At 73.9% G+C, this 14,650-nt stretch carries 8 protein-coding genes; 4 read left to right on the forward strand and 4 right to left on the reverse strand.

Translation table 11 applies throughout. The features are described 5' to 3' along the window. Positions 1 to 214: 214 nt before the first annotated feature. The gene (locus tag BEP24_RS07410; RefSeq protein ID WP_065961917.1) at positions 215 to 5,644 is read left to right on the forward strand and encodes a discoidin domain-containing protein; all 5,430 of its coding nucleotides are present in this window, start codon (positions 215 to 217) and stop codon (positions 5,642 to 5,644) included. Positions 5,645 to 5,835: 191 nt separating this feature from the next. Here the strand turns inward: BEP24_RS07410 and BEP24_RS07415 are convergent, their stop codons facing one another. Beyond that, positions 5,836 to 6,186 (reverse strand): hypothetical protein, encoded by a 351-nt coding sequence (locus tag BEP24_RS07415; protein ID WP_065961918.1) that lies wholly within the window; start codon positions 6,184 to 6,186, stop codon positions 5,836 to 5,838. 32 nt (positions 6,187 to 6,218) lie between these two features. On the opposite strand from BEP24_RS07415, the gene BEP24_RS07420 reads away from it, so the two are divergent. Beyond that, a complete protein-coding gene (locus BEP24_RS07420; protein WP_065961919.1) occupies positions 6,219 to 7,214 on the forward strand; it encodes a response regulator transcription factor in 996 nt (331 codons plus the stop codon). A gap of 18 nt (positions 7,215 to 7,232) precedes the next feature. On the opposite strand, the gene BEP24_RS07425 is transcribed toward BEP24_RS07420, so the two are convergent. The 3 genes from BEP24_RS07425 to BEP24_RS07435 form a co-directional block, all read right to left on the reverse strand. Continuing rightward, a complete protein-coding gene (locus BEP24_RS07425; protein ID WP_366556882.1) occupies positions 7,233 to 8,720 on the reverse strand; it encodes a glycosyltransferase family 2 protein in 1,488 nt (495 codons plus the stop codon). 217 nt (positions 8,721 to 8,937) lie between these two features. Further along, the gene (locus BEP24_RS07430) at positions 8,938 to 9,630 is read right to left on the reverse strand and encodes a hypothetical protein (protein WP_065961920.1); all 693 of its coding nucleotides are present in this window, start codon (positions 9,628 to 9,630) and stop codon (positions 8,938 to 8,940) included. Further along, positions 9,627 to 11,231 (reverse strand): HAMP domain-containing sensor histidine kinase, encoded by a 1,605-nt coding sequence (locus tag BEP24_RS07435; RefSeq protein WP_071249449.1) that lies wholly within the window; start codon positions 11,229 to 11,231, stop codon positions 9,627 to 9,629. Before BEP24_RS07435 ends, BEP24_RS07430 begins: the two co-directional genes overlap by 4 nt. A gap of 128 nt (positions 11,232 to 11,359) precedes the next feature. On the opposite strand from BEP24_RS07435, the gene mtnN reads away from it, so the two are divergent. Together mtnN and BEP24_RS07445 are read left to right on the forward strand one after the other, a co-directional pair. Continuing rightward, positions 11,360 to 12,070 carry a 5'-methylthioadenosine/S-adenosylhomocysteine nucleosidase gene (gene mtnN, locus BEP24_RS07440; RefSeq protein ID WP_083230182.1) on the forward strand — a complete coding sequence of 237 codons (711 nt, stop codon included), beginning with the start codon at positions 11,360 to 11,362 and terminating at the stop codon, positions 12,068 to 12,070. Between the two features lie 541 nt (positions 12,071 to 12,611). Further along, positions 12,612 to 14,561: a potassium transporter Kup gene (locus BEP24_RS07445; protein ID WP_065961924.1), complete on the forward strand. Its 1,950-nt coding sequence runs from the start codon at positions 12,612 to 12,614 to the stop codon at positions 14,559 to 14,561. Positions 14,562 to 14,650 lie beyond the last annotated feature (89 nt).

Below are 14,650 nucleotides of genomic sequence, written 5' to 3' on the forward strand. Positions count from 1 at the left end.
TGCCCGCCCACCGGGCGGGAGGCGCGTGGTGGCCCCGACCCGCGCCTCCCGTCCGGCCCGGCCGCGCTCTCCGGACCAGACGCGACACTTCCTCGATCTCGTGACCCGGGACGCTGACGGGCGCCGCCGCACTGCCGACAGGGACCCGCGACACCCGAGCGCGACCGTCGGCCGCGGCCCCCGCCGACACCCACCTCCCCGGAAGGGACCCACCGTGGACGTCGTCCGCTCCTCCGTCGTCGCGCTCGTGGTCGGCGCGCTGACCCTCTCCGCCCTCGGCACCGCGAACCCGGCGACCGCGGTACCCGGCGCTGCCGCGCCCGCACCCGCCGCACCCGCCGCCGCTGCTGCGCCCGCCGGGCCGCCCGCGGACGGCGTCCGCGTCGGCGCCGGCTCCTACGCCCCGACCCCGCCCGGGAGCCTGCCCGACATCGCGGACGTGCAGGCCACCGTCGACCAGCACCTGTACGTCGACCCGTCGCAGGCGGGCAAGCCGGTGCCGACCAACCAGTGGTGGACCGACCTGCTCGTCAGCCGCTGGTCCGGCGACATGTGGGCCTACCCGTTCGTGTCGTCGAACAGCGCCGCGGGGACGAAGCTCAGCTACCCGACCACCTGGAACGCCGACGGCACGGCCATGCGGCTCGACGCCCCGATCACCGTCGGCGCGACCGTCGAGCCGACCCCGGACGCCTCCGACCGGCTCCTCGCCGACTTCGAGGACGGCGTCCCCGCCGACTGGACCGCGACCGGCGACGCGTTCACGACGACCGCGACCGACACGGCACGCGGGCAGAGCGCGGTCTCGGGGTGGCTCGGGAAGGGCTTCCTCGACTCCTTCACGGACGACGACGGCGACGGCGCGACGGGCACGCTCACCTCGCCCGCGTTCACGATCGACCGTTCGACGCTCGCGTTCCTCGTCGGCGGCGGTCGGCACCCCGACCACGAGGCGGTGCAGCTCCTGGTGGGCGGGCAGGTCGTCGAGCAGGCGACCGGCACCGACAGCGAGGTGCTCCGGTGGGCGTCGTGGGACGTCTCGGCGCTCCGCGGCAGGACCGCGCAGCTCCGCGTGGTCGACGACCTGCGCGCCGGCTGGGCGCACGTCCTGCTCGACCAGGTGCTGCTGACCGACGCGCCCGACGGCCTCGCCGAGCGGTCCTCCACGACGTTCTCGGCGAAGGAGGCCGACGCCCTGCGGTGGGGCGACTGGAACGTCAGCTGGCGGATGCCCCAGGACGGCCCCGGCGGCCAGTCCGTCGACGTCACGAGCGTGCAGGGCTCGCCCTACGAGTGGTTCGAGTTCCACGGCGCGACCCCTCGGCTGACGCTGCAGCCCGGTGCGACGCTCACGGACGGCGACGGCGAGCGCCTGACCGGCACGATCACGGCCGACCGCTTCGAGATCCGCCAGGACGGGCACGTGTTCGGCGTGCACGCCCCGACCGGCACGACGTTCACCCGCACGGGCGACGTCCTGGACGCGTCCACGGGCACGCCCTACCTGGTGGTCAGCGCAGTGCCCGAGCACGGGCTGACGCTCGACGACCTGCACCGCACGGCGTTCGCGGTGCCGCGGGACACCACGATGGCCTACTCGTACGACCCCGCAGCCGGGCAGGTGGAGCAGCGCTGGTCGCTCCGCACCGACCTGCTGCAGGGCACCGACCACGACACCGTGCAGGGCTGGCTCCAGCACCAGTACGCCGAGTCGACGAACGACCTCCGCTTCACCGGGGCCACGTACGCGACGCCCCGGGGCACCATGCGCACCACCGTCGGGCACGACGGCTGGACGCTCCGCTACGCGTTCAGCGGGCTCACCCCGGTCGGCGCGGAACCCACGGCCACGGGCGACGACCCGTACCGCGAGGACGTCATGCGGCGGTACCTCGCCGACTACGCCGCGAAGACCACCTACGGCGGGGACACCTACTGGGGCGGCAAGGACCTGCAGCAGCTCGGCGCGTACATGACGATCGCCGACCAGATCGGCGACGACGCGGACGCCGAGCGGCTCCGGTCGACGCTCGAACGGGCGCTCACCGACTGGTACACGTACTCCGCGGGGGAGCGCGAGCACTTCTTCGCGATGTACCCGACGTGGAAGGCCCTGATCGGCTTCGGCGACTCGTACGGCTCGGCGCAGTTCAACGACAACCACTTCCACTACGGCTACTTCGCGCTCGCGACCGCGATGCTCGGTCGGGCCGACCCGGCGTGGGCCGAGCGCTACGGCGACATGGCCACCCTGGTCGCGAAGCAGTACGCGAACTGGGACCGCGACGACGCCCGCTTCCCGTACCTGCGGACGTTCGGCGTCTGGACCGGGCACTCGAACGCCGGCGGGGTCTCCTCGCCGGGCGGCAACAACCAGGAGTCGTCGTCCGAGGCGGTCCAGTCCGAGGCCGGGCTGTTCCTGCTCGGCACCGTCCTCGGCGACGAGGAGATGCAGGCCACCGGCGCGATGCAGTACGTCACCGAGCGGGCGGCCGTGCGGGACTACTACCAGAACGCGCACGGCAACCCCGCGTCGAAGGCGTACGACGGGAACGGCGCGTTCCCCGCGGCGTACCGGGCCGGGCAGGCGGGCATCCTGTTCGACTCCGGGCAGGCCGAGGCGACGTACTTCTCGGGCGACCCGGCCTGGATCTACGGCATCCAGTGGATGCCGACCGCCCCGTGGTTCGCGTACTTCGGGTGGGACCCGGACTTCTCGGCGTCGCTCATGCGGCAGATGATGCGCGCACGACCACAGGTCGTCGGACAGGACGGCGTGGTCGGCGGCAACGCGGGCCACGTGCAGATGCTCACGAAGAAGTGGTGGGGCGTCGGCACCTACGGCGACGCCGTCATCACCCGGGACCGACCGGCGGCGATCCGCGAGCTGCAGGACGCCGTCCGCGCCGCCGAGCGGAACCACCCCGGGTACGTCACCGCCCGGACGGCCGCGAACCCGCTGTACGACCGCGCGACCGACACGCTGTACGTCTCGGTCGCCGAGGACGGCACCGTGGTGTTCCCGGACGCGTACTGGACGCCGGAGACCCTGCCAGCGGCCCTCGTGCCCGCCGAGCTCGACGGTCCGACCGCCGACCGGCAGCCCGCCGACTGGCCGGTGCGCTCGCCGCTGCTGTCCTTCCTGGTCACCGACTACCGGGCGGACACCGCGACGATCGACCGGCTGTACGGCGTCGACCTGACCGACCACCGCCCTGGTGTCGACACGGCCCACGCCGCGGCGGTGTTCAGCGACATGGGCGACGCCCTCGGCAACGTCGTGCTCGGCTTCCTCGCCCAGTACGACCCCGACACCTACGCCGACGTGCACGCGGCGCTCTGGGCGGAGCAGGACCCGGCCGTCACCGGGCAGTCGATGGCCGGCCTGGTCTACCACCAGGCGATGTCGAACCGCACCGTCGGCACCGAGGTCACCGACCGGCACACCTCGAACCCGCTCAGCCAGGTGTTCCGGGCCGCCGACGGCACGTACTCGTACGTGCTCGACAACATCGACGACGTCCAGCACACCTACGACGTCTACGAGGGGCAGCGCGTGATCGGGCAGATCGCGGTCCCGGCCCGGACGCAGATCACCTCGCACCTCGACGCCCGGCTGACCGAGGTCGCGGTCGCCCTCGACGGCGGCGCCAGGACGGTCGCCCCCGGGAGCACGGTGCACCTCACCGCGACCGGCACCGACCAGTACGGCGCGACCGTGCCGCTCGAGGGCGTGCGCTGGACCACGTCCTCGGGGACGATCGACGCCGACGGCACCCTGCACGCCGGCGCCGACCCGGTGGACGTCGCGACGGTGACGGCCACGGTCGGCTCCGTGCACGGCGAACACCGGTTCCGGGTGGCCCCGACGCCCGTGCTCACCGGCCTCACGGTGACCCCCGGCGTCGAGCGGCTCGTCGTCGGCACCCCGGTGACCTTCCGCGCCGAGGGGCACGACCAGTACGGCGACCCCGCCGCGCTGCCCGCCCCGCCGGTGTGGAGCACGACCGCGCCGGGTTCGGTCACCGCCGACGGCACCCTGACCACCACGGGACCGGGTGCCGGCTACCTGGTCGCCACCGTCGGTGCCGGACCGGCCACGGTCGAGGGGACCGCGGTCGTGTCCTCGGTCGTCACGGTCCCCGTCGTCCCCGGCGTCCGGGCCACCGCGACCTCGACCGACGGCGGGAGCACGGCCGCGAGGGCCGTCGACGGTGACCGCTCCACCCGGTGGGAGAGCCGCCACGGTGTCGACGACGTCGACCTGGTGCTCGACCTCGGCGGTGCCCGCGACGTCGACACCGTGCAGGTGGACTGGGAGGCCGCGGCGGCCGCACGCTACGTCGTCCAGGTGGCCGACGCGGCGGACGGTCCCTGGCGCGACGTCCGCACGGTCGAGAAGACCGACGCCGCCGCCGACACCGTGCCCGTCGGGGCGACCGCCCGGTACGTCCGGCTGCACCTGACCGACCGGCTGACGCAGTACGGCTACTCGGTGTGGGAGGTCAGGGTCACCGGGACCCCCGCCGCGTCGGCCGTCACCGTGCGGGACCTGCTCGTGGCCCCGCGCAGCGCCACCGTCCGGTCCGGCGACACCGTCCGGCTCGCCGCGTACGGCTTCGACGCGGACGGCGCCGGCGGGCTGCTCGAGGGAGCGGCGCGCCCGACGTGGACCGTCGACACGGCGGACGGCAGCGGGACCGCCGCGGACCCGGACGACGGGGCGACGGTCACCGATGCCGGGGTCGTCACCGCACCCCGTACCCCCGGCGCGACGATCACCGTCCGGGCGACCCGGGGAGAGGCCGCCGGCACCGCCGTGGTCCGCACGCTCGACGCCCCGGCCACCCCCGCGGTCGCCCGGGACGTCGCGGTCGGCAAGCCGGTGACGACCTCGTCGGACGAGCGGGGCGACCTGGCCGGCGACGCGGCCGTGGACGACGACGACACGACCCGCTGGTCGAGCGCCGCCCACGACGGCGAGGGGCTCACGGTCGACCTCGGCACGGTGCTGCCGCTCGACCGGGTCGAGGTCGCGTGGGAGGCGGCCTCGGCGGCGTCCGACCGCGTCCAGGTCCGCGACCGCGACACCGACCCGTGGCGCACGGTCGCGACCACGACCGCGGGGAGCGGCGGGACCGAGCGGCACGCCCTCGACGGGGTGCGCGGTCGGTACGTGCGGCTCGTCGCCGACACCAGGAACACGCGGTACGGCGTCTCGGTGTGGTCGTTCCGGGTGTTCTCCACCGAGGGCGCGCCGACACCCGACCTCGCCCGCCGCGCGACCGTGCGGTCATCGGGCGACGAGTCGGCCGGCACCCCGGCCCGCCTCGCCGTCGACGGCGACCCGGGGACGCGGTGGGCGAGCGAGCACGTCGACGACGCCCACCTCGACGTCGACCTCGGTGCGGTGCACACGGTGCACGAGGCGACGATCCGGTGGGAGGCCGCGTACGGCCGCTCGTACCGGATCGAGGGCCGTGACGGCACGACGGGCGCGTGGACGACGGTCGCGACGGTGACCGACGGCGACGGCGGCGCCGACCGGGTCGCGCTGCACGGCTCGTGGCGGACGCTGCGGCTGCAGGGCGTCGAACGGGGCACGCCGTACGGGTACTCGCTGTACGCGCTCGAGGTGCGCTGACCCCGCGGTCGGCACCGCGTCGAGGCGGACGGGAGGCGCGTGGCGGCCCCGGTGCGCGCCTCCCGTCGTCCCCACGTGCCGGACGGGAGGCTCGTGGCGGCCCCGCACCGTGCCTCCCGTCGTGCGCACGGGTTGGACGGGAGGCTCGTGGCGGCCCCGCACCGTGCCTCCCGTACGCCGTCGTGACGGCGTCAGCCCGCCGCGTCCGCGCCGAACGCGTCGCCCGCGGTGACCGGCGAGCCGTCCCAGACGACCGCACCGCAGGACCGCGCGGCACCGACCGCGTCGGGGCCGAGCCGCGAGGCGTCGCAGACCACCCGGACCCCGAGTGCCCGGCAGATCCGCACCACCGAACCGACCGCGGCCGCGTCGACCACCCCCGGATCCGCCAGCAGGAGCACGTGCGGCGGCGGTGAGAACTCCCGCAGCGCGGCACCCCAGCTCACCGCGTGCAGGAGCCGGCTGCCATACTCCGATGGGACGAGCCACTCGTAGCGGTCGCCGACCGGGTGCGCGTCCACGACCACCAGCGTGCCGCTCACGGGGCTCCCCCGTGTCGGGGGAGGGGACCAGCATGACCGACACCGACCAGGACCGACGGGTCGCGGTGGTGATCGAGGACGACCTCGACATCCGCTACCTGCTCGAGCAGGTGCTCACGCAGGCCGGCTACTCCACCGTCAGCACCGGGAACGGCGAGGACGGCGTCCGCGCGGTCCTCGCGCACGAGCCGGTCGTGACGACCCTGGACGTGTCGCTGCCGGGGATCGACGGCTTCGAGGTGGCCCGACGCATCCGGGCGTCGAGCAGCACCTACATCGTGATGATCTCGGCGATGGGCGACGAGATCGACGTGCTGCAGGGCCTGGAGGCCGGCGCCGACGACTACATCGTCAAGCCGTTCCGGCCGCGCGAGCTCCGCGCGCGGCTCGGGGCGATGCTCCGCCGACCGCGCACGGTCGTCGAGATCGACGGCTCCGCGCCTGCGGTCCGCGCGGTCGGTGCCGCGACACCGACCGCCGGGGCGCTCGCCGCGGGCGTCGGTGCGGCGACCCCGGTGTCGCCGGTCGGGTCCGCCCCGGTCGCACCCGAGTGGGTCCCCGCCGCCGCGCCCGCCGTCGAGGCCGCTCCTGCCGAGCGGGTACCGGACCGGGGTGCCGAGGCCGCGGGGGCCGTCGTGCCGACCGTCCCGGCGGCGGTCACCCCGGCGCAGGACGAGGGCACGTGGGTCCGGCACAACGGCCTCGCGATCGACCCGGAGGCGCGGCTCGTCCAGGTGGACGGCACGCCCGTCGAGCTGACCAAGACCGAGTTCGACCTGATCGCCACGCTCGTCGACTCCCGGCGTCGCGTGCGGTCGAAGGCGGACCTGGCGCTCGCGATCCGGAACGACGCGTACGTCACCACGCACTACATCGGCGACGCCGACCGCCGTGCGGTCGAGGTGCACATGGCCAACCTGCGCCGCAAGCTCGCCGACGACCCGAACGCGCCACGCTTCGTCGTGACGGTCCGGGGCGTCGGGTACCGCCTGACGGGCCCCGGGGACCCGGGGTACGTCGCGGAGTAGGGCGCAGGGCGGCACCCGTCAGACCTTGTACCCGAACTGGCGGCGGAGCAGCTTGCCGACCATCCCGAGGGTCTGCAGTGCCGTGATGACGGCGAGGACGGGCCAGCCGGAGCCCAGGATGCGCGCCTGCGTCACGACGTCGAGCTGCAGCCAGCCGAACACGGCGGCGGCCATCACGAGCAGGACGATCACGACCGGGGCGAGGTGGGCGTTGCCCGAACCGCGCTCGGCCTTGGCCTGCTCGGCCCAGTTGTCGGTCTGCTTCTTGCTGCCGAAGCGGGTCCACGCGCGCAGGAAGTGGCCGAGCCGGATCCACATGTAGACCTCGGCGGGCACGAGCAGCAGGGCGAACAGGACGTCCCGCCAGGTGCGGTGCTTCATGGACGCGACGACGCGCAGGTTCAGCGCGACCGCGACGACCGGCGGGACGAGCCAGAGCGGGCTGAAGACGAAGGCGTGGATCGACAGGGACGCCACGAGCAGCAGGACGAACAGCACCCGGGTGAGGAAGTTCATCGCCATCGACGCGTGCTCGAGCCACCGCAGCCGCAGGTTCGGGTGGAACGGCTGCCCCTTCGTGTCGCCGCGCTGGCCAGGCCACATGAGCTCGATGGCGCCGAAGTTCCACTTGACCTGCTGGGCGTCGAGGCCGCGGAGGGTGTGCATGCCGCCGACGTCGGCGCGGGCACGGGCGCTGATCTTCGTCAGGTAGCCGGCGCTCTTCACCTGGAGCGACAGGAGCGAGTCCTCGACCTCGCTGTCCTTCACCCACGGGGAGCCCTGGTGGTTCGCCTCCATGACCTCGTGCAGGGCGCGCATCGAGAAGATCGAGAACTGCCCGCCGAGCACCGCCATGTTCCGGCCCTTGAGCATGTTCTGCATGTTGAACGCGGCGAACTGGGCGCGCTGTCCGGCGATGAGGAAGCGGGGGACGACGCCGCGGAAGGGACGGTCGTCGATCGAGTAGATCGCGGAGATGCCCCCGATGCGCGCGTCCGAGACGATCTCCTGCGCGAGCCACTCGACGGCCTCGGGGTCGGCCGTGGTGTCGCCGTCGACGCCGAGCATGTAGTCGCAGCCCTCGATGAGGCTGAAGCCGTAGTTGAGCGCACCGACCTTCTTGTCCGCGTTCTCGCCGATGTCGTGCACGTAGACCTCGGTGCGCTGTTCGACCCCGTCGCGCTCGACGCGGTGCGGGCCGGCGAACTCGGCGGCGACGTCGAAGGAGCGGTCGGTCGTGTTGTTGATGACGACGTGCACGACGTCGGGCAGGCGGGTCTGCTCGAGCAGGGAGCGGAGGACCGCGCCGATGGTCTCCTCCTCGTTGTACGCGGGGATGACGCAGCCGATCGACGGGCGGTACTCGGGGAGGGCGTCGAGGTCGTCCATGACCGACGCGGCCAGCTCGGGGTCGTGGCGGCGGGTGTACCGGAGTCGCTCCTCGGCGGAGGGCGAGGTGCGGACGGGGGTGGAGGCTGCGGTGCCGGCGGTCTGCGTCGTGGACAACGTGGGGCTCCTGATCGTTCGGGTCTCGATGCGGTTGCAACGAGTCTCCGACGACGGCCTCTGGTGCGGCGCGGGTCCGGCGCAGCGGATGCTCAAGATCCGCTCTGGACCGTCCCGCGCGGCCCGGCCTGTGGCCCGGTGCGCGGCCCAGCGATCCGCGGCCCGGCGGTGCGCGGCCCGGCGACGCGTGGCCGGGCGGCGCGCGGCCCGGCAGCGCTCAGCCCTGCTCCTCGGCCTCGAGGTCGGCCAGCGCGTAGCCGTGGTCGTCGGTCGAGGTGGTCCGCCACGACGACGACGGCACGGTCGGCACCTGCCCGGGTGCCGACGACGCCACGGCGGCCTCGACCTGGCTCCGCCACGCGCCGAGGTCGCACTCCTCCTGGCGCACGAGGGCCACCACCCGGTCGGCGTCCTCGGTCCACACGGTCGCGTCCGGCGGCACGACCGCGACCACCGCGCGCGCGAGCATCGCCCGGGCACCCCCGGTCACGCCCACGCCGAACGCGGTCGTGAGCAGGGCGGCGTCCTCGAGGGTGACGGCGACCCGCACGAGCGACACCTGGTGGTAGTCCGCCCGCTCCAGGGTCCGGACGACGGCGGGGAGCACCTCGGCGCGCTGCGGTACCGACGCGTCGTCCTCGGCGAGCACCTCGGGACGGCTGCGGAACACGATGCAGAACAGGGCGACCGCGAGCAGCACGACGAGCCAGACGATCAGCACGCGGGTCTGGTCGCTCGCGAACAACGACGCGGCGACGAGCACGAGGAACGCACCGACCGAGGCGACCGCGGCGTCGAGGGCCGACCGCGGCACGTCGGTCCGGCGTCGGCGCCAGCGTCGGCCGGCGAGGACCGTCACGAGCAGCAGCAGCCCGCTCCCGATCGTCGCCCAGAGCAGCAGGGGGTTCACGCGCGGGCTCCCCTCGTCGTGGTCGCCGGCGGTGCCGCCGGGATCGTCATGGTCACGGTCGTGCCCTCGCCGAGTGCGCTCGTCACCACGAGGTCGCCGCCGTGCCGTCGGGCGATCTGCCGGCTGATCGCGAGCCCGAGCCCGGTGCCGTGGACCCCGGTGCGGCGGACGCTCTCGGCGCGGAAGAACCGTTCGAACAGGTGGTCCTGGTCGCCGTCCGCGATGCCGATCCCGTCGTCCCGCACGATCAGCCACACCTTGTCGCCGACGGCGTGCGCGCCGATCTCGACCCACCCGCCGTCCCGGTTGTACTTCACCGCGTTGCTCACGAGGTTGTCGACGACCTGCCGGATCCGGAACGCGTCGGCGACGACCCGGACGGGCGCCTCGGTCGGCGTGGTCCGGAGTTCGACCCCGGCCACGCGCGCCGCGGGCTCGGCGGCCTCGACGGCGGCGCCGACGACGTCGAGCAGGTCGAACGGCGCGGGCACCAGGTCCACCCGGTCCTCGCGCGCGGCCTGCAGGATGCCCCCGACGAGCTCGACCAGGCGTTCGGCGTTCCGCGACGCCACGTCGAGCATGCGTTCGGCGGCGGGTGGCAGGCCCTCGACCTCGCGGGCGAGCTCGACCGAGCCGAGGACCGCGGTCGTCGGGGTCCGGAGTTCGTGGGAGACCGACGCGACCAGGTCCTCGCGCGCCTGCAACGCCGCACGTTCGGCGGTGACGTCCCGCGCGACGAGCACCCCGCCCGCGCCGCCCTCGGCCCCGGCCGCGTCGGGGAGCAGGCGCGTGCTCACGGTGTAGGTCCGTACGGAGCCGTCCTCGCGGCGGACCGACACGAGCTCGCCGTCGAGCTCGGTGCCGTCGACCGTGCGCTGCACGAGGGTGTCGAGGTCGGTGCTCCCGCCGCGCGCGGCCAGGTCGAGCAGGGCCGCTCCGCCGCGGCCGGCGTTGTCGACGGTGGTGCGCCCCTCGGGGTCGAACGCGAGCACGTCGAAGTCGACCGAGTCGAGCACGGCACGGACGGCCTCCTCGCGGGCGGTCACCTCGGCGAGCCGGGTGTGCAGCAGCGCGGCCTGCCCGAGCAGGAGCTGCTGCCGCGCCTTGCCCCGTCGGGCGAGGACGGAGGACGTCCCGCTGACCGCCGCGATCACGAGCGGCAGGGAGACCAGCCGGGCGGTGTCCTCGGCGTCGACGACGGCCCACTCGCCGGGGGCACCGACCCAGAGCAGGCCGATCGCGACGACCGCCGTGAGCGAGGCGCCGCGGAACCCGAAGGCGTAGCCCGACCAGATCGCCGGCAGGACGAACAGCGCACTCACGCCGATCGTCGGGACGTCACCGCGGATGAGCGCGATCCCGGCGACGTCGGCGGCGAGCACGGCGGCGAACCACCGCGGGTCGACCCTCGGCGGCGCGGCGGCCGTCACGGCGAGGGCGACGAGGGGGAGCGCGGTCCCGACGGTCGCCAGCACGCCGACCTCGTCGCGGTCGACCACGAGGACGAACGCGATGACGGGCATGATCCCGGCGACCACGGCGAACTGGTTCCGGAAGGCCCGGAGTCCTGCACGCTCGTCACGGCCGACACGATTCCGCATGCGGCCATGCTGTCACCCGGCGGCCCCGCGCGCCGCAGTGCGGGACCGGGACGGCGTCCCGCGGCGACCGGTCCGGCAGCACGGACGATCGGTCCGGCGGTGTCCGCGGCCCGTGCGAGGATCGTCCGGTGCACCAGGAGCAGGGACCCGTCGCCGTCGTGATCGCCGCCATGAGCGAGGAGCTCGCGGCCGTCGCCACCCTGCTCGGCGGTGTCGTGATCGACGACGGGCCCGTCGGCGGCCACGACCGGCACCACCTGCTCGACGTGGGCGGCCGCGTGGTCGCCCTGCGCCGCAGCGGCATCGGCTTCACGAACGCGACCGCCGCCGTCGCGCACTGCTACCACGACTTCGGCGCCGTGCCCGTGCTCAGCGTGGGCACCGCGGGCGGCCTCATGCGCGGCATCGCGATCGGGGACGTCGTGGTCGGCGACCACTACGTCAACGTGAACGCGGACGCCACGGCGTTCGGCTACGCGCTCGGCCAGGTGCCCGGCATGCCGCCGCGGTACGCGCCCGACGCACGCATGGTCGCGCTCGCGACCGGCTCGGACGCCGACTACCGGATCCGACCGGCGACCATCGGGTCGAGCGAGGTCTTCGTGACCGAGGGCCGCGCGCGCCTGCTCCGGGACGCCTTCCCCGACGTCGCCGCCGTCGACATGGAGTCCGCCGCGATCGCGCAGTTCGCGCACGTGCACGACATGCCGTTCGTCTCGATCCGCGGGATCAGCGACCTCTGCGCCCCCGACGGCGACGAGTTCAAGGAGCACCTGGACGACGCGGCGGCGCGCTCGGCGCGCGTCGCGCACGACGTGCTCACCGGCCTGGCGGCCTGACCGGACCTCGTCGGACCCGACCGGGCGACCGGGCGACCGGGTTCCGCCGTCCGCCGGTCGGTCGTCAGCCGGACGCCACCTGGCGGGGCCGCCCCGGCCCGACCCGGCCACGTGACGGACGGGAGGCGCGGCACCCGTCGGTACCGCGCCTCCCGTCCGGTCCGTGGTCACGCGACGCGCGGGGCGCGACGCCGCACGTGCGTCCCGCCGCCCGCCGCGTGGCCGCCGCTCAGCGGCGCCGGCGGCTCGAGATCAGCCCGCCGAACACCAGCACGACGGCCACGACGAAGACGATCAGTTGCACGGGCTCGAAGCCGTCCAGGTTCATCAGGTGCTCCTTCCGCGCGGGGTGCCCGCGCTGTCGACGTCGCCGACGGTAGGACCCGGTTCCTGTACGCGTCGAGGGACCGGGGTACGGCACCGCCGGTCCGGTCTCCGCACCGGCGGACGCACCTCGGTGGACGCTGCGAGCGGAACACCCCCTCCGGTGCGATGATGATCCGCGGCCGTCGCCCGGACGACCCCGACGGAAGAGATCCGCGTGACCGAGACACGCTCACAGTCGCACGCCACGGCCACCGTGGACGACGGCACGCACGGACCCTCGAAGAGCGTCGCGGCGCTCGCGCTCGCCGCCCTCGGTGTCGTCTTCGGCGACATCGGCACGAGCCCGCTGTACGCGCTGCGCACCGTGTTCACCATCGACGGCGGCATCGTCAAGGCCACGCAGGAGGACGTCTACGGCGTCATCTCGATCATGTTCTGGAGCGTCACGGTCGTCGTGTCGATCAAGTACGTGCTCGTCCTCATGCGCGCCGACAACAACGGCGAGGGTGGCGTGATGGCGCTCGCCGCCCTGGCCCGCCGCCTCTACGCGAAGCGCCGAGGGGGCGCGACGATCTTCCTGGTCATCGGGATCATCGGCGTCTCGCTGTTCTACGGCGACTCCGTCATCACGCCGGCCGTCTCGGTGCTGTCCGCGGTCGAGGGCCTGTCCACCGCAGCCCCGTCGGTGGAGCACCTCATCGTCCCGATCGCCGCGGTGATCCTCGTCCTGTTGTTCGTGGTGCAGCGGTTCGGCACGGGCAAGGTCGGCAACCTGTTCGGCCCCGTGATGCTCCTGTGGTTCGCCGTGATCGCGATCGCCGGGGTGCCGCACATCATCGCCCACCCGGGCGTCCTGCAGGGGCTCTCGCCGACCTGGGCGATCGCGTTCCTCATCGCGCACCCGTACATCACGTTCGTCGCGATGGGGGCCGTGGTGCTCGTCATCACGGGTGCCGAGGCGCTGTACGCCGACATGGGGCACTTCGGCCGCACCCCGATCCTGCGGGCCTGGTTCTTCGTCGTGTTCCCGGCGCTCGTGCTGAACTACCTCGGCCAGGCGTCGCTCGTGCTCGAGGACCCGTCCACCGCGAAGGACCCGTTCTTCCTGCTGTTCCCGGACGGACTGCGGCTGCCGGTCGTGGTGCTCGCGACCGCCGCCACCGTGATCGCCAGCCAGGCCGTCATCTCCGGGGCGTTCTCGCTCACCCGCCAGGCCGTGCAGCTCGGGCTGCTGCCGCCGCTGACGATCCGGCAGACCTCGCGGCAGGAGGGCGGTCAGATCTACCTGCCGGCGGTCAACCTGCTGCTGTTCATCGGCGTCATGGCGATCATGCTCGCGTTCCGGTCCTCGGCGAGCCTGGCCACCGCGTACGGGGTGTCCGTCACCGGCGCGCTCGTCGTCGACACGCTCCTGCTGCTGCTCGTGGTGAAGCCGCTCTGGCAGTGGAAGACCTGGAAGCTCGTGACGGCCGCCGTCGTGTTCGGTGGACTCGAGCTGACCTTCCTCGCCGGCAACCTGTCGAAGATCGTGCACGGCGGATGGGTGCCGCTCCTCATCGCGCTGGCCGTCATCACGCTGATGACGACGTGGCGCCGCGGTCGGCAGCTCGTGCAGGACGAGCGCAAGGAGCGTGAGGGGTCCCTCGCCGAGTTCATCGAGCGGGTGAACACGAAGCACATCCCGCGGGTCGAGGGGATCGCGATCTTCCCGCACCCGAACAAGGAGACGACCCCGCTCGCGCTCCGGGCCAACGTCGAGCACAACCACGTCATGCACCGCACCGTGCTCATCGTGTCCGTGCTGACCGCCAACGTGCCGCACGTCCCGCACGCCAAGGCCTTCACGCGCGACGACCTCGGCTACGAGGACGACGGCATCGACCACATCACCGTGAAGTTCGGCTTCTCGGACGACCAGGACCTGCCCCGCGCCCTGCACGCCGCGTGCCTGGCCGAGGTGCTCGACATCGAGCCGGACGCGATGCAGCACGCGTCGTACTTCATCTCGCGCGGTGCGCTCCGGCCGCAGCCCGGCAACCGGGGGATGGCGCGCTGGCGGAAGAAGCTGTTCGTCGGGCTCGCGCACAACGCCGCCGACCCGGCCGCCCGCTTCGGCCTGCCGGCGCAGCGCACGGTGACGATGGGGAGCGACGTCGAGCTCTGACGCCCGGACGACCGGTCGGGGCCCGCGTGCCCGCGGCCGTCGGTGCGTCGACCTGGCTGCCGGACCGTCCAGGCGGACGGCGTAGCGTC

It is taken from the genome of Curtobacterium sp. UCD-KPL2560 (assembly GCF_001705035.1).
GTDB lineage: Bacteria > Actinomycetota > Actinomycetes > Actinomycetales > Microbacteriaceae > Curtobacterium.

Coding starts and splice junctions, on each gene's coding strand:
- BEP24_RS07420 (WP_065961919.1), top strand. CDS start 6,219: ATGACCGACACCGACCAGGACCGACGGGTCGCGGTGGTGATCGAGGAC.
- BEP24_RS07435 (WP_071249449.1), bottom strand. CDS start 11,231: ATGCGGAATCGTGTCGGCCGTGACGAGCGTGCAGGACTCCGGGCCTTC.